Annotated in this window: 14 protein-coding genes; 4 read left to right on the top strand and 10 right to left on the bottom strand. The window is 74.6% G+C overall.

The features are described 5' to 3' along the window. Positions 1-15: 15 nt before the first annotated feature. The 3 genes from WMF42_RS13135 to WMF42_RS13125 are packed head-to-tail and all read right to left on the bottom strand — an operon-like array spanning position 16 to position 2,374. Positions 16-699, bottom strand: coding sequence for a glycine-rich domain-containing protein (locus tag WMF42_RS13135; protein ID WP_437692205.1), 684 nt, complete (start codon positions 697-699; stop codon positions 16-18). A 2-nt stretch (positions 700-701) separates the two neighbouring features. Then, positions 702-1,721, bottom strand: a complete 1,020-nt coding sequence (locus tag WMF42_RS13130; RefSeq protein WP_437692203.1) for a hypothetical protein — start codon at positions 1,719-1,721, stop codon at positions 702-704. Beyond that, the gene (locus WMF42_RS13125; protein ID WP_437692201.1) at positions 1,718-2,374 is read right to left on the bottom strand and encodes a hypothetical protein; all 657 of its coding nucleotides are present in this window, start codon (positions 2,372-2,374) and stop codon (positions 1,718-1,720) included. Before WMF42_RS13125 ends, WMF42_RS13130 begins: the two co-directional genes overlap by 4 nt. Before the next feature lie 277 nt (positions 2,375-2,651). On the opposite strand from WMF42_RS13125, the gene WMF42_RS13120 reads away from it, so the two are divergent. Continuing rightward, a complete protein-coding gene (locus WMF42_RS13120; RefSeq protein ID WP_433935874.1) occupies positions 2,652-2,807 on the top strand; it encodes a hypothetical protein in 156 nt (51 codons plus the stop codon). Between the two features lie 183 nt (positions 2,808-2,990). Here the strand turns inward: WMF42_RS13120 and WMF42_RS13115 are convergent, their stop codons facing one another. The 7 genes from WMF42_RS13115 to WMF42_RS13085 all read right to left on the bottom strand — a co-directional run bounded on the left by WMF42_RS13115 (position 2,991) and on the right by WMF42_RS13085 (position 12,973). Continuing rightward, complete coding sequence (locus WMF42_RS13115; RefSeq protein WP_437692199.1) at positions 2,991-5,126, bottom strand: ATP-binding cassette domain-containing protein; 2,136 nt, start codon at positions 5,124-5,126, stop codon at positions 2,991-2,993. Further along, positions 5,123-7,888, bottom strand: a complete 2,766-nt coding sequence (locus tag WMF42_RS13110; protein WP_437692197.1) for an ATP-binding cassette domain-containing protein — start codon at positions 7,886-7,888, stop codon at positions 5,123-5,125. Before WMF42_RS13110 ends, WMF42_RS13115 begins: the two co-directional genes overlap by 4 nt. Next, positions 7,885-9,036, bottom strand: coding sequence for an HlyD family secretion protein (locus WMF42_RS13105; RefSeq protein ID WP_061608927.1), 1,152 nt, complete (start codon positions 9,034-9,036; stop codon positions 7,885-7,887). The genes WMF42_RS13110 and WMF42_RS13105 overlap by 4 nt, the downstream gene beginning before the upstream one ends. Position 9,037: 1 nt before the next feature. Continuing rightward, positions 9,038-10,003 (bottom strand): sigma-54 interaction domain-containing protein, encoded by a 966-nt coding sequence (locus tag WMF42_RS13100; RefSeq protein ID WP_061608926.1) that lies wholly within the window; start codon positions 10,001-10,003, stop codon positions 9,038-9,040. A gap of 773 nt (positions 10,004-10,776) precedes the next feature. Continuing rightward, positions 10,777-11,310 (bottom strand): LEA type 2 family protein, encoded by a 534-nt coding sequence (locus WMF42_RS13095; protein WP_061608925.1) that lies wholly within the window; start codon positions 11,308-11,310, stop codon positions 10,777-10,779. A 141-nt stretch (positions 11,311-11,451) separates the two neighbouring features. Next, complete coding sequence (locus WMF42_RS13090) at positions 11,452-11,856, bottom strand: hypothetical protein (protein WP_437692194.1); 405 nt, start codon at positions 11,854-11,856, stop codon at positions 11,452-11,454. 241 nt (positions 11,857-12,097) lie between these two features. Further along, the gene (locus tag WMF42_RS13085; RefSeq protein WP_437692192.1) at positions 12,098-12,973 is read right to left on the bottom strand and encodes a hypothetical protein; all 876 of its coding nucleotides are present in this window, start codon (positions 12,971-12,973) and stop codon (positions 12,098-12,100) included. Between the two features lie 544 nt (positions 12,974-13,517). Here WMF42_RS13085 and WMF42_RS13080 point away from each other — a divergent pair. The 3 genes from WMF42_RS13080 (at position 13,518) to WMF42_RS13070 (ending at position 16,542) form a co-directional block, all read left to right on the top strand. Further along, positions 13,518-14,150 (top strand): RNA polymerase sigma factor, encoded by a 633-nt coding sequence (locus WMF42_RS13080; RefSeq protein ID WP_061605332.1) that lies wholly within the window; start codon positions 13,518-13,520, stop codon positions 14,148-14,150. Continuing rightward, positions 14,141-15,445: a FecR domain-containing protein gene (locus WMF42_RS13075; RefSeq protein WP_437692190.1), complete on the top strand. Its 1,305-nt coding sequence runs from the start codon at positions 14,141-14,143 to the stop codon at positions 15,443-15,445. Before WMF42_RS13080 ends, WMF42_RS13075 begins: the two co-directional genes overlap by 10 nt. 77 nt (positions 15,446-15,522) lie before the next feature. After that, complete coding sequence (locus WMF42_RS13070) at positions 15,523-16,542, top strand: hypothetical protein (RefSeq protein ID WP_437692188.1); 1,020 nt, start codon at positions 15,523-15,525, stop codon at positions 16,540-16,542. Positions 16,543-16,591: the final 49 nt, after the last annotated feature.

The raw sequence follows: 16,591 nt of genomic DNA, 5'->3' as shown, positions 1-16,591 counted from the left end.
TGCGCCTGATCGCGGCTACGGCGCGACGCGGAGCGTGCGCGACGCGACGAGCGCCCGGCAGAGGGCGACGCGGTCGTCCAGGTCGAGCCCGGGGAGCTCGCGCACGTAGAAGATGCCGTGTCGGGCGATGAAGCGCAGGGCCGCTTCGCCCCACGGGTCGACGCGGACGAGCACCGCGTCGCCGTCGACGAGCTCGGCCTTGCCGTCGCTCAGCCGGACCGACACATCGCGATCGCGGATCACGCGCCGCGGGCCGCAGACGGAGGCCGCGTCGTTCCAGACCTCGGGCGGCGGCTCGCCGTAAAGGCCGCTGTACGCGGCCGCGAACTCGTCCCACGTCGCCTCGCGGGCCGCGTGCGTGACCGGCGCGTTGCTCGGCGCGTGGTGCAGGAAGCGGCCGAAGAAGCGCTCGCAGAAGTCGGCGTACTCGATCGTGAAGAGGACGAACTGGTGCCAGGCCTCGTCGACGCGCAGCGAGAACATCGGATAAGCGCGGGTGCGGTCGGACTCGACGAGCCACAGATAGCGCGCGAGCTCCCGGAACAGCACCTCTGCCTCGCGCTCGGTGGCCACGGTCTTGTTCATGAGCAGCTTGTCGATGACGAAGGGCGCCCGGTAGGCGAAGAGATCGGGCCGCCTGCGCGCGCTCGATGCGCTCGACGCGCTCGACGTGGACGATTCCGTCTGCATGGGTTCCATGGTCAGTTCTCCTGGGCTTCGAGGGGCTGAAACGTCCCCCAGTCGACGAGCGCGCGGGCGAGCGCGATCTGCTCCGCCTCGGCGAGACAGGGGATGTCGCGGGGGCGGAGCTCGACGGCGGACGCGAGGGCGCGGAGCGCGGGCGCGGCCCACGCCTCCACGCGGAGCAGGGGCTGCGCGCGCTCGCCGCAGCGCGCGAGGAGCTCGGCGCGGCCTGCGCTCGATGCGACGTCGAGGTCCACGCCCGGCCACCGGCGCGCGAGGACGGTGCGCGCGTCGAGGTCCTCGGCGCGGCCGAGCGCGCGGGCGGCGCGCCGCCGGGTCCCGGCGTCGCCGCGGGCGTGGAGGCGCGCGAGGAGCGCGGCGGCCGGCGCGCCCCGCCGCGCGAGGGCGTCGATCTGCGCCCGGCGCACGCACTCCCGCTCGTGCGCGGCGAGCGCCGCCGACAGCGCGTCTTCCTGGGTGGAACGCGGCGCCGGAAGGCTCAGCCCCTCGATGGGGCCCACCTGCTCCTCGATCACGGGGCCGTCGTGCGGCCCGAACAGGTGCAGCGAGATCGACCAGCGCGGGGTCGGATTCCGCGGGTCGTGGATGCACGGTCCGTGGATGTGGCCGACCCGCCCGGCCTCCGCGGAGAACAGGCGCTTTGGCACGAGCCGCCGCGCGCGCGCTGTCGCGTCCCAGTCGAAGGTCGCGACGTCGAGCGCGTTGTGGAGCACCGCGGTGACCGTCCAGTCGGAGTGCTCGTGCGCGCCGGCCGCGCGCCCGGGGCGCCAGTACGCGAACGCGATGCGGACGCCGAGCTCGGGGATCACGTGGAACGGCGCGAGATCCGGCGCGCCGTCGCGCCGCTCGATCTCGAGCGCGAGGAGCTCGAGCGGGAGCTCGTCGTCCGAGAGCCCGGCCCGGACCGCGCCCTCGACAGCGCGCACGTGATCGCGCGGCGGCCGCTGGCGGTCTTCAACACGCGCGCGCGGGAAGTCGAGCTGCCCGAACAGGGCGGTGAGCTCGGCGAGCCTCACGGCGCGATCCGGAGCACGTCGCCCTTCACGAGCGGACGGCAGAGCGCCACGCGATCGCTGTCCTCGAGGCCGGGGAGCTCGCGGACATAGAAGTGATCGCAGTCGACGATGAACTGCAGCGCTTCCTTCGCCCACGCGTCGATCCGCAGCAGGATGCGCGGCGGCTCCAGCGACCACACGAGCTCTGCCCTGCCCTCCTCGACGCGCACGAAGATGGGGCGGCCGAACTTGACGCGGATGAGGCGCGTGTCGGGCGTCACGGCGAGCTCGTCGCGCCACGCGTCCGAGATGGGCCCGAAGAGCGCCTCGTACTCGGCGCGGTACTGGTCGAAGGACATCTCGGGGCGCGCGCCGAGCTCGCCGCGAGGCGCGGTGTTGGCCGTGTGATGAACGAACTCGCCGAAGAAGGTGTGGCCGAAGGCCGCGTACTCCTCGGTGAAGAGGACGAACTGGTGCCAGACCTCGTCGACCCTCCGGGAGAACATGGGGACCTGTCGCGTCCTGTCCGCCCGGCAGACGAAGATGTATTTCTTCACCTCGTCAAAGAGCCGCGCCGCCTCCTCGCGGGAAGAGGCCATCCGGTCCTTGACGAGCTTCTCTTCGAGCCACGGGGCGCGGAAGGAGAGCAGCTCGGGGATCATCGACGTTTCCATCGCCGCATCAACGTGCGAAGTCCGTGCCGCCTGCGCGAACGCCGCCCGCGACCCCGGCGCGGGAACACGGGTGGTCCGGGCGGGAAGGCCGATTCCCGAGCCGCTTCTCCAACTGGGAAAGGAGTTGCCCAACGGAGGCCGCCGCAGCGCAGACGAGTCGCCCAACGGAGGCCGCATCCGCGCAAAAACCGCGGTGGCACGACGGCTGCAATACCCCTCATCGCGCGACGTCGAGTGCGCAACTGGAAATAACCAACCGATCCACGGAGCAATCACCATGAGCGAGCAGATCAAGATCGAGGGCGAGGGCGAGATCGAGCAGAAGCAGGAGACGGTCGAGGAGCGCCCTGCGCGCCTGACGGTGGAGGTCCCCACCGACCTCCAGGCCGGCGCCAACGTCGTTTGCACCTGTCCGCCCGGCTGCTGCTGCTGACACGCCCGCGAGGGGCCGCGGACCGCAGCCCGCGGCGACCGGCTCCTCGAACCTGACAACACGACAGCGAAGGCCCGCGCTGCGATGAGCAGCGACGGGCCTTTCGCTTTTTGTGCTGCGAGCACCGCGTCCAGGATCACCCGTCTACGGGTGCTCTGGAACGACGGTGGGCCCCCCTTCCGCTCAGGGATGCGCGATGACGACGAGCGCAGGCGCCCGCTCGAGCACCGCGCCCACGCACTCGCGGGCCGTGAGCGGATCCAGCGCCCCGAAGCTCTCGTCCAGGAGGACGACGTCCGACCGCTGGAGCAGGGCGCGCGCGAGGAACAGCCGGCTCCGCTCGCCATGCGAGAGCTGCCACCCCGTCTCCCCCACGACCTGATCGAGCCCCGAGGGCATCCGATCGAGCAGCGGGCCGAGGCCGAGCCTGCGGCAGACGAGCTCCGCCTCCCGCCGGTCCTCGGGCGACGCGGGCCACGCGCGGCCCATGAGCAGGTTGAACGCCAGCGTCCCCGACAGCACGTGGTTGTCGTGGAACTGCGGCGCGCTCGCGACGCGGCTGCGCCACGCCGCGCCGCCCAGCGTCCGCCGATCGAGGCCGCGGAGGAGCACGAGCCCCGACGTCGGCGCGTGCAGCCCCGAGAGCACGGCCGCGAGCGTCGACTTGCCGCCGCCCGAGCGCCCCTCGAGCAGCAGCCGATCGCCCTTCGACAGGACAAGGCCGCAGTCGCGCAGGACCGGCTCGCCGCGCTCCCCGGAATACCGGAACGTGACGCCCCGCGCCTCCAGGATCACGTCCGACGTCGCGGGCCGCCCGAGCACCGCCTGCGGGATCCCCGGGGGCTCGCGATCGGCGGCCGCCGTGAAGAGCCGCGCGATCGACCGCCACGAGACGGCGGCGGAGAGGAGCGCGCCGAGGCTCGTCGCCAGCGCCGCGAACGCCGCCTGCGCCTGGAGGATGCCGCCCGTCGCGACAACCAGCGGGCCGACGCTCACCCCGCCGAGGACGGCCGGGACGAGGCCGAGCAGCCCGAGCGCGAGCCACCCGCGCGCCGGCAGCGACGAGAGGAGATCGCCCACCCGGTCCATCGCGCGCGAGGCGGCGTGGTAGCGCTCGAGCACCGCGTCCTCCTCCACGTGGTGCAGGTGCGGGGCCTCCTGCGCGACGCGCGTCCGGTGCCCGACGACGTTCTCCACGAAGCCGCTCGTGATCGCGAACCGCTCGCGCGTCCACGCCGCCCGCCGCCGGGCGAAGCGGCGGGCGAGCAGCGCCACCGCGAGCGCCCACCCGGCGAGCAGCGCGACGTGGAGGCCGCCGCCCGCGCCGGCGGACAGGACCAGCGCCGCGCTCGCGAGCTGCACGAGCCCGACCACCGCCCCGAGCGCGCCGCCGAGCCCCGCCGTCTCGACCGCCTCGGACTCGGAGACCATCGCGAGGAGCTCGCCCGAGCCGCGCGTCCGGATCGCGGCCGGATCCAGGCGGAGCGCGCCGCAGAGCAGGCGCTGCTTGAGGAGCGCGGCCACGTCGATCGTGAGCAGCCCCCCCGCCCAGGAGGCGAAGAGCTGCACGAAGATCGCCGACAGCGACAGGAGCACCCACGCGAAGAGCCACCCAGGCTCCACCGCGCCGTCGAGCGCGCCCGCGCCGATCAGCCACCAGGCGAGCACGCCGAGCGCGATCTGCGCCGTGGCCGCGGCGAGGAAGACAGCGCCCCGGCGCAGCACGCCGCGGAGCGCGAGGAGGCGCCGGAAGCTCGACCCGGGGTCGGGGCGGAGCAGCCACATGCCGCTGATCGGGCGATCCGCGACGAGCTGCGCGAGGAGCTCCTCGCGCGCCCGCGCCGCGCGCCGCGGGGGGATGCGCGCGGCCGCGAGCCACTTGTCCACGTGCGACGCGGGGCGGTCCTCGAGGTGGGCGGAGAGCGCCCGGCGCACGGCCTCCAGCGGGACCCGCGCCGGCGTGAGCGCCGGCGTCAGGACCGAGAGGCCGCGCCGGCCCGCGGACATCACCGCGAGGTAGCCCTGCCCGACGCGGACGATCGACGGGCCGAGCGACGCGATCGCGCGCGGCAGATCGGCGAAGCTGCTCTCGACCGCCTCCGCCTCGACGCCCATGCAGCCCGCGTACGCCTCGATCCACGCGGTGGGGTCGCCGTCCGGCGGCGCGCCGGGCGACGGCGCCGCGCCGCTCGCGAGCCCGCAAGCGGCCGTGAGCGCGCTCATCGCGTGCCCGAGCGCCGAGGGCTCCCACGCGACAGCGGCCAGCGCCGCCGCGCGCTCGGTGTCGTCCGCCTTCGATTCGGCGCCTTCGGCCTTCATACAGCCTCCACGATGAGCCTGCCGCCCTCCATGGTCGCGCTCCGGAAGCGCCCCCTCGACCAGACCTCATCCCGCGCGCGCGCGTCCGCGTCCGCGAGCGCGCGGTAGCGGCTCCGCGGGTCGTCGAGGAGCTCGCGCGGCGCGCCGTCCTCCACCACCTTGCCGCCCTCGATCACGAGCACGCGATCGAAGCCGACCGTGTCCATCACGTCGTGGCTGACGAAGACAAGCGTCGCGCCCCGCCAGTGCTCGCGCGCGCGGGCGAGGAGCGCCCGGCGCCGCTCGCGCTCGAGCCCCCGGAACGGCTCGTCGAGGAGCACGAGGCGCGCGTCGGCCTTCATCAGCGCCCGCGCGAGGCGCACGCGCTGCCCCTGGCCCCCGGACAGCCTCGCGCCGCCCTCGCCGATCGCCGCCTGCAGCCCGTCGGGCAGGCCCTCGAGCACGTCGGTGAGCTCGGCCTGATTCATCGAGCGCGGCACGCGCGCGAGCGCGTCGCCGGCGTGGCCGAAGGTGATGTTCTCGAGGAGCGTGCGGTTCCAGAGCTGGACGGCCGGGTCGACCCACGCCGTCCCGCGGCGGAGGCGCGCGAGCGCCGCGCCGTCGAAGGGCCGCCCGTCGACGAGGACCTCGCCCCGCGACGCCCGGAGCCACCCGAGGAGCAGCGACAGCAGCGACGACTTCCCCGCCCCGGAGCTGCCCACGATCGCGACGTGCGCCCCGGCCGGGAGGCTCAGCGAGACGTCGGACAGGAGCGTGTGCCCCCCGGCCTGCACGCTGACGCCCCGCAGGTCGATCGACGTACCGCACGCGCCGCTGGCGCCGCCCGGCGCGGCGTCCTCCTCGACGGGGGCGCGGGGCAGGTCCATCTCCGGCGCCGCGAGCGGCGCGAAGAGGCGCACGGACGCGTTGCGCACGTTCTTCCAGCCGAGCAGCGCGGCGACGAGCTCCTGCGCCACCGCGGGCAGGCGCAGCGACCAGAACACGAGCAGGAGCAGCGCCGCCGGGGGGCCGCCCGCGGCGACGTAGCCCCCGACGATCGCGACGGCGACCGCCGTGCTCGCGAGCCCCTGGACGGCCTGCATCGCGGTGGACTGCGCGTGCACGAGCCGGCCGGTCCGCGCCCACTCGACGAGGAGCGCCTCGTGCTCGCGCCGCACCGCCCGCTCCGCGCCGTGGACGCGGATCGGCACCACGCCGAGCAGCGCGTCCAGGTAGAACCGCTCGAGCGACGCCGCGTGCGTGCGCAGGCGCATGAGGCTCTCGACGAGCGGCCGCCGCGCGAGGTACGGCGCCGCGAGCGCGACCGCCGCCGCGACGAGCGAGAGCCACGCCCCGCCCGGGTAGAGCCAGAGCACGCCGAGGAGCGTCGCCGCGAACGACAGCGCCGCGCGCGCGATGCGCGAGAAGAGCGCCGGCGCCTCGCGCATCAGGTGCATCGCGTGGCCGCGCGCGGTCATGTCCGAGGTGGGCCGGCTGCGCAGGTAGCGGTCCTCGAGCCGCGGCAGCTTCTCCAGGAAGGCCGCGCGGAAGCGCACCTCGAGGGCGCGCCCGAGGCGCGAGACGGCGTGGGCCACGAAGAGCTCGAGCAGGAGGCCCCCCGCGGCGAAGGCGACCAGCGCGAGCAGTCCGAGCGCGCGCTGGTACTCGACCGTGATGTGCTTCACCGCGTCGAACAGCCCGCGCAGGACGACAACGTCGATCGCGGCGATCGCCGCGCTGGCCGCGAGCGCAACGCCCACGAGCGCGAGCGCGCGGCCCGCGTCGGCGCGCAGCATCCAGAAGAAGAGGCGGGACGGCGAGGGCGTCGGCAGCTCGAGCTCCCGGCGGACGGGGGCCGGGAGCACCGCTGTCGCGACAGCGCGGGGAGCCTGCTCCGCCGGCGCGACGGAGGGCGCGGCGCTGCCGCGGTAGCTCGGCGGGGGCGGCGCCGCCGGCCGCTCGGGCGATGCGGCAGCGCGCGCGGCCACGTCGGCCGCGCGCGCGGCGGCCTCGCCGCGCGCGGCGAAGTGGACGATGACGGCCCCGTGCACGAGGAGCTTGCCCGGCGCCTTGCCCTCGGCCGCCCAGAAGAACCCCTTCGGGATCGCGCCCGGCTCGCCGGCGAGCGCGCGGTCGAAGACGCCCTCGAGCACGCGCTGCGCCTCGCCGCCCCGCGCGATCGCGCCGCCGCGCACCAGGCGCGCCGCCATCCGCACGGCCGCGTCGAGCGCCGCGAACGACCGCCACCCCGGGTCGGCGTCCGCCCGGCCGATGAGCGCCTCCCCCTGCGCGCCCAGCGCGCGCAGCTTCGCGCGGAGCGGCGCGAGCGAGTCGTCGGACGACGCCCACCGCCGCCACCTCTCGATCGAGATCGGGATCGGGAAGTGCGGCATGTCCTCCATGAACCGCTCGCACCGCACCCAGCGCCGCCCGCTGCCGGGGTCGAGGATCTGCACGAACGGCCCGATCCTCCGCCAGACGACGACGAAGTGGAGCGCGTCGCCCGCGCCGCGCTTGACCACGATCGCGGGCAGGCAGTCGGCCTCGGGAAGGAGGAAGCTGTCGTGGGGGACCACCATCTCGGCGGTCGCGAGCCCGAGCTCCTGCCCGAGCGCGGCGAGCGCGTCGATCGACGTCCCGTCGACGTCCGTCTGGCAGCGGTCGCGGAGCCACTCGTAGTGGACGTCGATCCCGAACCCCTGGAGCACGGCCTTGAGCGCGGCCGGCCCGCAGTCCATGAGCGACGTCTGCAGCACCTCGGGGACGAGGAACGCGCGCTTCATCGCGGGCCTCCCGGCGCCACGGCGCGCAGCAGCAGCGTCCAGGGGGACACGCGCTCGACCTCGACCTCGGTCGTCCCCGGCATGCCGTGCTGCACCGGGATCGACGCCGCGCTGTCCGGCCGCACGGCGAGCTCGACGCGGATCGCGCCGTCGAACGGCTCGCTCGCCACGTGGGAGACCTCCCCCTCGAGCATGCCGAACTGCGTCCACGCGAACCCGTCGAGGCGCATGCGCGCCCTCTGGCCGGGGACGACGCGCCCGACAGCGTCGGACGGCGCGAAGAGCGCCACGGCGTGCACGTCCTCGCCCGGGACGACGGTCGCCACGACGTCGCCCGCCTGGAGGACGTCGCCCACCTGGAGCGCGGCGATGTTCCCGAGCTTGCCCGCGATGGGCGCGCGGATCGTGCGCCGCTCGATCTGCGCGAGCGCCGTGTGCACCGCCGCCTCGGCCGCCCGCTGCTCGGCCGCGAGGTCGCCCAGCGATCGCTCGAGCTCGGCGAGGTGCGCCGCCGCCTGCCGCTCGTCGTGGCGCCGCGCCACCGAGAGCCGGTGGAGATCGGCGCGCGCCCCCTCGGCCTTGAGCAGCTCGTCGGCGGCGCGGGTCCTCGCCTGGAGGTGATCGGCCGTCGAGGCGAGCTGCTCGCGGTGCAGCTTCTCGGAGATGGCGCGGAGCTCCTCGCCCTGCGCGGCCGAGAGGTCGCGCTGTCGCAGGTCGATCCTGGCCCGGGCGATCGACGCCTCGGAGAGCTTCCCCTGCCACGCGCGCACCTCCTCCTCGACCGCGATCTGTCGCCGCAGCGCCTCGATCTTCGGCGCGAGCACGGCCACCCTGGTGCGCTCCTCCTCGAGGCGCTTCTCCTCGACCGCGGCGTCCAGCTCGACGAGCACCTCGCCCTGCTCGACGCGGCGCCCGAGCTCCACCCGCACGACCGACACGCGCCCGGGCTCGGCGGCGGCCACGCGGTGGGCCATCCGGCTGACCTCCAGGCGCGCCTTCGCCGTCGTGGCGTAGACCGACACGCGCGCCGCGTGCATCCAGCCCGCCCAGGCGCCGAGCACGGCGAGGATCACGGCGAGGCGGATCCAGGTCCTCGGCCCGCGCTCGATCTCGAGCGACCGCATGGTGCGGAGGAACGGCGAGGCCACGTCAGCACTCCTCCAGCGCGGCCTTCTTGCGGGGCCGCGCGATGCCGTACGCGTTGAGCTTGTTGGTGAGGGTGCGCCGCGACACGCCGAGCAGCTCCGCGGCGCGCGTCTGGTTCTGGCGGGTCCTGTCGAGCGCGGCGAGGATGCGGTCCCGCTCGAACGAGCGCACGTCGCCCCGGATCCCGGCGTCGGCCTGCGCGCGCGGCGCGACAAGCATCAGGTGGTCCGCCTGGATGGGACCCCCCTTGGCCATGACCACCGCGCGCTCGATCACGTGGCGCAGCTCCCGGATGTTCCCCGGCCACGGGTGCGCGAGGAGCGCGGAGGTCGCCGCGGGCGTGAGCCGCGGCGCCGGGCGCTCGAGCCTGCGCGACAGGCGCGCCGCGAACAGCTCCGCGAGCGGGAGGATCTCGCACGTGCGGGCCCGGAGCGGCGGGATCCGCAGCGTGACCGCGTTGAGGCGGAAGTAGAGGTCCTGCCGGAACTCTCCCTCGGCCACCATCTGCTCGAGATCGCGGTGGGTCGCCGCGATCACGCGCACGTCCACGCGCCGCGGGCGCGTGCTCCCCACGCGGACGATCTCGCCGTACTCCAGCGTGCGGAGCAGCTTCGCCTGCGTGCGCGGGGACAGCTCCCCGACCTCGTCGAGGAACAGGGTGCCCTCGTGGGCGGCCTCGAACAGCCCTTCGCGGGGCGCCACCGCCCCGGTGAACGCGCCGCGCTCGTGCCCGAAGAGCTCGCTCTCGACGAGCGTCTCCGAGAGGCTCGCGCAGTTGACCTTCACGAAGCGATCGCGCGCGTGCCGCGACATGCCGGCGATCCACTCCCCCACGACCTCTTTCCCCGTCCCCGTCTCGCCGAGGATCAGGACCGGCAGCGGCGTCGGGGCCACGGTCTCGAGCGCGTCGCGGAGGCGACGCATCTCCGGATCGAGCGCGAGAAACCCGCTATGACAGTCATCCATCATGAACGCTCTCCATCACGACGAAGGCGCGTGATTCAGGTCATGTTCCGTCGCGGCCAGCGCCGTACGACAGCGTCTCTCCAGGGCACGACGGAACTCTCAGAACTCGATCTCTCTTCATCATCCGCTGACAGGCCACGCATGGATTCGACGGGAGGCGCCCGCCTCGACGGATCGCGCGCAGTCGACCGCCGTCCGGGCGACCCCGCTCGTGCCCCCGCGAGCGCCGCCGGCCCTCATCCGTTGCTGCGAAGTGCCTTGTGCGCCGTCGCGCGTGGCGCGCGCGGCGTTCGAGCCTCGCGGCCGTGGCCGAGGGCAGGAGCGATCAACGATCAACGATCTCAAGCAAGTCGGTGGCCAACGCCTCGGCCCGCTGGCGCGCGCTGGGCCCGGGGGAGCCCGTGGGCGCGTCGGGTCGGGGCCGTGTGACGGATCATGCAGGACCTGCGCAACCTGTCGCAAAGCCGCGCGACCCGCGCTGCTCCGGAGAGCGTCGCTCCGTCGCGGCCCGGCGGCGGTCGCGCCGGCGCTCCGGCGCCGTGGGGTCGCGCGGCGCACCGCCGCCGAGGTGAGCGTGGCTCGCGTGGGATGTCCCCGGCGGCGGCCGCGCGTCGCTGGTCATCGAGGGGCCTGGAGGCTCGAGCCTCCACCTGATGGCGGCGGCCTCCACCTGACGGCGGCGGCCACCATCACCCGGGGCAGCGGGGCGCCGGGATCAGGTGCTGCGGCGCGGGGCGCCGGGGATCAGGTGCTGCGGCGCGCGTCGCCGTTCATGCTCATCGCATGACGCCGAGGGCGGCCTCGATCTGATGGCGGAGGATGACGCCGTGGTCGTCGACCGAGTAATCGTCTGCTTCGAGCCGGAACGTGCGGCTCGCCGTGACGTCCGCGCGGCCGCTGAAGCGGTACGGGATGACCGGAGAGGAGAACGACTCGCGCAGGAGCTGGAAACCCAGGTCGACGGGGATGCTGACCGGGACGCGGACCTGGGTCGTGCGGTCGGAGGGGAGCCAGACGCCGTCGCCGTCGGCGCGGAAGTCGACGGGCATCGTGTAGCGGCCGGCGAGCATGACCTGACCGCGGACGGCGCGCACAGCGACGTCGTACGAGTTCGGGTTGTGGACGTTGACGACCACGGTCATGAGGACGCCGAGGCTCGGCGGGAAGCCGATGCGGATCCCGGTGATCTCGGCGTGGTCGAGCTGCATCGTCGGCTTGCTGACGCAGGCGGGGCCGGCGATGGCTGTCAGCGCGACGAGCGCGAGCGCGGGCAGGCAGCGCAGGGGGGTGGTCTTCCGGGGGCTCGGCACGGCGAGAGCTTACCCGCGCCCGGCCGCCCCGTCACCTCGCAGCGCCGCGGCGGCGGGCGGGGCGCTCCCAGAAGCCGGCCGCGCTGGTGGGCCCGCGTTGCGCTGGAGGGTCGTCACGAGGCGCTCGCACCGCGCGTCGGGCTACCGCCGGGCGGACGTGGCGGAAGAGGAATGAGAAGAGAGCGCGTCGTGCACCGCCTCGCTCGTCCCGGTGCCGACGAGCCGGGTCCACGTTGTGAGCGTCGGCAGGTCGCGCATGGCCTCCACGGCGGAGCGCAGCGCCGGCGGCATGGGGCCGAACCGGGCCTCGTACAGCGCGATCGTCGCCTGCGCCATCCCCTGCTTGCGTCCCTGATCGATGAGCTGCTCGATGAGCTCCTGCGTGGTCAGCCGCTCTCGGCTGGACGCGCGCGCCCGGTCGGAATCGTCCAGCACTTCTGCATGTTGCTTCTTCCCGGTGACCTGCGCGTCGGTCGGGACCTCGCCGGCCGTCGTGGGCTCCCGTTGAGCGATGTCCTCTGGCGGTTGTCCGGATCGGTTTCGCATGGTGGGAAAGCTGGCACGCGGTGCGGACGAGACCAACCAAAGATGGACGCTCCGGCCGCACGGCGGACACCGGAAGGAGCGCTGACGCGCGCTCAGGTCGATGCGTTTGGAATTCGCTCATTGCCGCCGCCGAGCGCCGGAGCGCACCATGGCCAGACGTCTGGCCACGCACAGCCAGACGTCTGGCCACGCGCGGCAACGCGGCGCCGGCAGCGCCGATCGAGCGCGGGTCAGTCGATGATCAGGACGAGCGCCCGACGCCAGTGCCGGCGGTGATGGCATCGTGCACCTCCTCGCGTGTCCCGGTGCCGGCCAGGAGGTGCCATTTCTCGAGCGTCGGCAGGTCGCGAATGCCCTCGACGGCGGAGCGCAGCGCCGGCGGCATCGGGCCGAACCGAGCCTCGTACAGCGTGATGGTGGCCCGGGCCATCCCCTGCGTGCGTCCCTGCTCGATGAACTGCTCGACGAGCTCCTGCGTGGTCATCACGATCTCCTCTTCCTCCGGTGTCGCCGGCCCGACCTCGGCGATCGCCGCCCGGAAGCGTAGCAGAGGCCCGAGCGCGATGGCGCGCTCCGGCGCATCCAGCGGCAGCCGCCGGAAATCCTCGATCGCTTCTCGCAGCACGCGCCCTCCGCCCACCAGCCGGATCAGGAGGGTCGAGCGCTCGCGCGGCAGCTCGCTCAGCACGATCAGCGCCGTTCGCAGCAGACCGGGGCCCTCGTACACGCCCGCGGGCCAGCCGGCCATCCGCGCGCTGCACAGGCCGCCGAGCACGGCCGCCGGGCGGCCGGTCGACAGCATCCACAGGAACGGGGCCTCCGCCGCGCGATCCCGGGCCGCGCGGCCTCGCCACACGGCCAGGTGCTTCTCCACGCACGCGCGCGCCTCCTCCGCGCTCGGCGTGTCGCTGTACGCCTCGATGGTGCACGCCGTCTCCGCGAGGCGGCCGAGCAGCCCGAGACGCTCCCGCTCTGACGCGCGCGCCGGGTCGGGCTCGTACCACACGTCCGCGAGTTGCGTCTCCCCGGCGACCTCCGCGTTGGTCACGACCTTGCCAGTCGTCGTGAGCCCCTCTTGAGCGACGTCCTTTGCCAGCCGATCGAATCGGTTTCGCATGGCGGGCGAAGACTGGCATGCACTGCGAACGAGAGAAAGAAAACAACACACTTCGACCGCGCCACGGACACCGAATCATCGATTACGCGCGCTCGACCTGACTCGTTTAAAATTCGACACATCGTCTGCCGCCGTCGCCTGATGTGCCGTGGCCAGACGTCTGGCCACGCACAGCCAGACGTCTGGCCGTGCTGCACGTTGGGTTCGAGTGCTGCACTTCGACTCCGGAGCTCGCCTGACGGGCCAAGCTCGGCCGAAGAAGCGCAGCCCGCGCCGGAGGCAACCATCGGCCTGCGTGGCCGAGCGGGCTCGGGGAGAGCGTTACGATGACCTGTCTCGCCTTCATCCACCGAGCGACGGCCCTGGTCCTTCCGTTCGAGGTGCGCGGTCGCTTCGAGCACGGAGCCAGGCCTGCGGAGGCGAGGCCTGCGGAGGTGGGGTGCGGAGCACGTGCCCCCTCGCCAGGCGACGGCAGAGCTCGTCCGGCGTGCGACGCGGAGCTGAGCCGTCGCGACGGGGACCGGCCATCTTAGAAGTCACCGCGATGTCCGCGCACCTCCGCGTCGTCCGAAAGCCCCGCTCGCCGGATCCCCCTGGCGACGCGCAGCCCACCTCGTCCGAGGTCCTGCGCGGCCTGCACGCCCGGAATCCCGCGGCGGAGCGCCGCCTGCTCGACACTTACGCGGGCCTCGTCGAGCGGATGCTGTTTCGCCTCCTGGGCGACATCCGGCCCCTGGAGGATCTCGTGCAGGACGTGTTCGCCCGGGTGTTCTCCCGCATCGACGACGTGCGCGAGCCCGCGGCGCTGAAGCCGTTCATCACAAGCGTCACCGTGTTCGTCGCGCGCGAGGCGCTCCGCAAGAAGCGGCGGCACCGGTGGCTCGCGTTCTTCGCGAGCGACGATCTGCCGGAGATCTCGGCCAGCGTCGATCCGGAGGCCCGGCAGGGCGTGCGCGCCTTCTACCGCGCCCTGGAGACGCTCGATCCCGACGAGCGGCTGGCCTTCACGCTGCGGATCGTCGAGGGCCAGGAGCTCGCCGCGGTGGCCGCCGCTTGCGACGTGTCGGTGGCGACCGTCAAGCGCCGGATCCACCGCGCGGAGATCGCGTTCGTCGAGCGCTGCAAGAAGGATGAAGTGCTTGCCTCCTGGCTCGCGGAGGGCGACCGATGGACGTGAGGACCAAGGACATCGCGGCCCTGGGGCGCCGGGTCGCCGCGCACCAGGATGCCGAGCTCGAGCGGCTGGCGCGGCCCTCGGCGGCGGATCGGCTCCAGGCGATCTACCGCAAAGAGGCCGCGCTCTCGCTGCGCGCCACGGCGGCTCCCTCCCGGCGGCGGCTCGGCTTCGCGCTCGCGGCGGCGTGCGTCGCCGCCTCCGCCCTCTTCTTCGCGCTGTCCGGGCCGGGAACTCCGCTGACGTACCGGGTCGACGGGGCGCCGGGCGCCGTGGGCCGGTGGGTGGCCGCGGACAACGCGAAGGTCGGCCTCGACTTCTCGGACGGGTCGCGCGTGGACCTCGCGCCGGGGACGCGCGCCCGCGTGACCGAGGTCGGCCCGCTCGGCGCAGGGGTCCTCCTGGAGCGCGGATCGCTGCACGTGCGCGTCGTGCATCGCGACGACGCCCGGTGGGTGGTGGCGGGAGGGCCGTTCGAGGTGCACGTGATCGGCACCGAGTTCGACGTCACGTGGGACACGGAGGCCGAGGAGCTCGCTGTCTCCATGAGCGCCGGCCGGGTGCGCGTCCTGGGCCCCTGCGTCGAGCCGCCCGGGCGCGCCGTCGCCGCCCCCGAGTCGCTACGGCTGACCTGCGTGGCCCCGCGCGCCGCCGCGCCGCAGGCGCCGGCGCCGGCCGTCGCTCCGACGGCAAGCCCGCACGCCCAGCCTCCCGCGCTCGTCCCGAGCGCGAGCGCCGGTCCGAGCGCGAGCGCCGGCGCGCCCGCGCCCGCTCCGCCGCCTTCGCCGCCGGCCCGCGCGGAGGCGCCCTCGGCCGTGGCGGCCCCCGCCGAGAGCTGGCGCTCGCTCCTCGCCGCAGGCAAGCTCGGCGAGGCGCTCGCGGACGTGGAGCTCCTGGGCGTCGACACGGTGCTCGAGCGCGCCGGCGGCGCGGAGCTGGTCGATCTCGGATCCGCGGCTCGGCTCTCGCGCAAGCCGAGCGTCGCTGCCCGGTTCTACGAGACGGCGCGCCATCGGTTTGCCGGGAGCGACGCCGCAGCCGTGGCGGCGTACCACCTCGGCCGCATGGCGTTCGACGGGCGCGGCGCCTGGGCGGAGGCCGAGCGCTGGTTCGCCGTGTACCTCGCGGAGAGGCCGCGCGGCGCGCTCGCGCCCGAGGCGCTCGGCCGGTCGATCGAGTGCGCGAGGAACCTGAAGCTCGACGCGCGCGCCCGCGAGCTCGCCGCGCGCTACCTCGCGGCCTACCCGAACGGCGCCCACGCCGGGCTCGCGGCGACGCTCGCCGGCGGGGCCGATTGAGCCTGTGCGCGCGGAGGTCACGGGGGTCGAGCCGGCGCCGACGGAGCTCGTGGGGAGCGCGCGCCGCCGCGAGCTCGATGGGCGGCGCGCTCGTCGCGTGCCTGGCGCTCGTGGCGCCGTGCGCCGCCGACGAGCGGTCGCCTGTCACCCTCGTCGCCGGCGCGCGCGGGGCGCTGGCGCACCGGCTCTCGCAGGAGCTCGAAGCGGCGGGCCTGCGGGTGCAGGTCGAGGCGAGCCCGACGGCGGTAGCCCCCGACGGGCTGCTCATCGTCGTCCCCGAAGGCGACGACGGGGCCATCGAGATCTGGTCGGCGTCGGGCGGGCGGGCGGACCTCGTCGCGAGCGTGGCGCCGGACGGCCCGCTCGATACCCGGGTGCTCCGCGCGGCAGAGCTGGTGCGAGCGCTCCGGTCGCCGGCCCGCGCCCCCGGCGACGCGCCGCCGGCGGCCGTCGCGCCGGCGCCGCTCCCGCCCGCACCCGTCGCGCCTCCGGCCGTGGCCTTGGGGCCTGGTGAGGCGTGGCGGAGCCTGCCGCTCGGCGCATGGGCGCCTCCCGCGCCCCCGTTCCCGGTGCCCGCTGCGCCCAGGGCCGCGCTCGTCGATGTGGGCGTCGCGATGGCCCTGGGATGGCAGACGCCTGGCGTGTCGCTGGCGCTCGACGCCTCGCTCCGGATCTGGCCCTCGGCCCGGGTCGGCATCGGGCTCCTTGCGGACCTGCCGATCGTCGGCCCGACGATCCAGGCACCGGAAGGCGAGGTCGGCTTTCGCTCCACGCTCCTCGGCGCCGAGCTCGTCCTCGCGCCCGTCGCGAGGACGGGCCGTCTCGGGCTCGTCCTCTCCCCTGGCCTGGGCCTCGCTCACGTGAGCGCGTCGGGCGAGGCGAGGCCGCCCTACGTCGACAGCGACGAGTCCACGTTCACCGCCCTCGTCTACGGGCGCGCCGAGGTGCGTCTCCGGCTCATCGACTCCCTCTTTCTCACGGCGGGCGCGCTCGGCGGCGCGGCGATCCCGCCTGTCGATGTCCGGTTCGTGGGACGGGTGACATCGACCTTCAGCCCGCTCGCGTCGTTCTCGCTCGGCGTCGTCGTCCAGCGGTGAGCCGCCGGCGCGGCAGGCGGCCATTCCTAGGAACAGGCGACGCGCGCTT

The organism is Sorangium sp. So ce176, from assembly GCF_051519835.1.
In the GTDB taxonomy this organism is placed as follows: Bacteria; Myxococcota_A; Polyangia; order Polyangiales; family Polyangiaceae; genus Sorangium; species Sorangium cellulosum_G.
The sequence above is the reverse complement of the archived record's forward strand: the minus strand, read 5'-3'. Positions and strand labels throughout refer to the sequence as shown.

Excerpts from the sequence above, each read along its gene's own strand:
- WMF42_RS13085 (WP_437692192.1), bottom strand. The coding sequence starts at position 12,973 with ATGCGAAACCGATTCGATCGGCTGGCAAAGGACGTCGCTCAAGAGGGG.
- WMF42_RS13120 (WP_433935874.1), top strand. The coding sequence starts at position 2,652 with ATGAGCGAGCAGATCAAGATCGAGGGCGAGGGCGAGATCGAGCAGAAG.
- WMF42_RS13115 (WP_437692199.1), bottom strand. The coding sequence starts at position 5,126 with ATGAAGGCCGAAGGCGCCGAATCGAAGGCGGACGACACCGAGCGCGCG.
- WMF42_RS13080 (WP_061605332.1), top strand. The coding sequence starts at position 13,518 with ATGTCCGCGCACCTCCGCGTCGTCCGAAAGCCCCGCTCGCCGGATCCC.
- WMF42_RS13100 (WP_061608926.1), bottom strand. The coding sequence starts at position 10,003 with ATGATGGATGACTGTCATAGCGGGTTTCTCGCGCTCGATCCGGAGATG.
- WMF42_RS13090 (WP_437692194.1), bottom strand. The coding sequence starts at position 11,856 with ATGCGAAACCGATCCGGACAACCGCCAGAGGACATCGCTCAACGGGAG.
- WMF42_RS13070 (WP_437692188.1), top strand. The coding sequence starts at position 15,523 with ATGGGCGGCGCGCTCGTCGCGTGCCTGGCGCTCGTGGCGCCGTGCGCC.
- WMF42_RS13110 (WP_437692197.1), bottom strand. The coding sequence starts at position 7,888 with ATGAAGCGCGCGTTCCTCGTCCCCGAGGTGCTGCAGACGTCGCTCATG.
- WMF42_RS13075 (WP_437692190.1), top strand. The coding sequence starts at position 14,141 with ATGGACGTGAGGACCAAGGACATCGCGGCCCTGGGGCGCCGGGTCGCC.
- WMF42_RS13125 (WP_437692201.1), bottom strand. The coding sequence starts at position 2,374 with ATGGAAACGTCGATGATCCCCGAGCTGCTCTCCTTCCGCGCCCCGTGG.
- WMF42_RS13135 (WP_437692205.1), bottom strand. The coding sequence starts at position 699 with ATGGAACCCATGCAGACGGAATCGTCCACGTCGAGCGCGTCGAGCGCA.